Source organism: Candidatus Symbiopectobacterium sp. NZEC135 (assembly GCF_025962695.1).
The window spans coordinates 1-864 of the sequence record NZ_JAGFPF010000887.1 but is presented as its reverse complement, the minus strand read 5'-3'; the positions used below and the strand labels follow the sequence as shown (position 1 = coordinate 864).

The window sequence follows — 864 nt, the reverse complement described above, 5'->3', positions numbered from 1 at the left end:
GGTCGGTGGCGCGGTGGATTACACCGAAGGCCTGGAAGGTTCGCGCTTCGTGGTCACTAACCCGAATGCGAAAAGCACCTGCGGCTGCGGCTCTTCTTTCAGCATCTGATTATCCAGCCACCTAATGGCGAGAAAAAACCGCGCTGCTTGCAACGCGGTTTTTTGTTTTAACGGGCCGAATAAACCAACCATCACCATTCAATGGTGATCAGCCGCTGTTCCTGATGGGTTACCGTACGAGCCCCTGCGCTGAGAGACGTTTGCGTAATCTTCGGCATCAACGCTTTTGCGGCCGGGCACTCGACGCGGGCTGATGTTGCGGTTTCCTTGACTTCACAGGCAGGAACCACGCTCAACCCCACATTGATTTGCCCGCTGGTGCTTGCTGCACACGCAGTATTGCAGGCCAGCATCAGCAGGCCCGCAGTAAGCAGACTTATTTTTATCACTTTTTCTACCTGGTGTTAAAAAGAGCCGTTACCGGCTCAGTGCACAATAGTGCGTTATCAAATCGTTATGTTTTGGTTTGTTTCTTGTCTAAACATGGTTGCATTTTGACCATTACCGACATGATAACCGGTTTTTTTCTGGATGAAAAGCATGCAGTAATGCCTGCATGAGCGCAGGCATTACCCTGTGATTTACTGGGCGGGGAGGGCGGAGAGTTGCTGGCAAATGTACTGGGCTGCCAGCAGCAGGCGCGGGCTGCTGCGATTAAACCAATCTTCCTCTACCGTAATGATCGGCACGGACAACTGCGGCGACCAAAAATCACGGGTGGCGGCCGCATCGGCGGCAGTACCCGTAGTAATGATCACCTGTGGTTTGCGCCGCAACACCTGTTCACGCCTGACCTGTGGCCCG

1 protein-coding gene and 2 pseudogenes are annotated in these 864 nt (G+C 53.6%); 1 reads left to right on the top strand and 2 read right to left on the bottom strand.

The genetic code is table 11. The features are described 5' to 3' along the window. Window positions 1-109 (top strand): annotated as a pseudogene (locus tag J5224_RS31210) (iron-sulfur cluster insertion protein ErpA); the annotation flags it as partial. Between the two features lie 82 nt (window positions 110-191). Here J5224_RS31210 and J5224_RS31205 read toward each other — a convergent pair. Beyond that, on the bottom strand, window positions 192-449 hold the full coding sequence (locus J5224_RS31205) for a hypothetical protein (protein ID WP_264628881.1): 258 nt from the start codon (window positions 447-449) through the stop codon (window positions 192-194). A gap of 192 nt (window positions 450-641) precedes the next feature. Then, window positions 642-864 (bottom strand): annotated as a pseudogene (locus J5224_RS31200) (vitamin B12 ABC transporter substrate-binding protein BtuF); the annotation flags it as partial.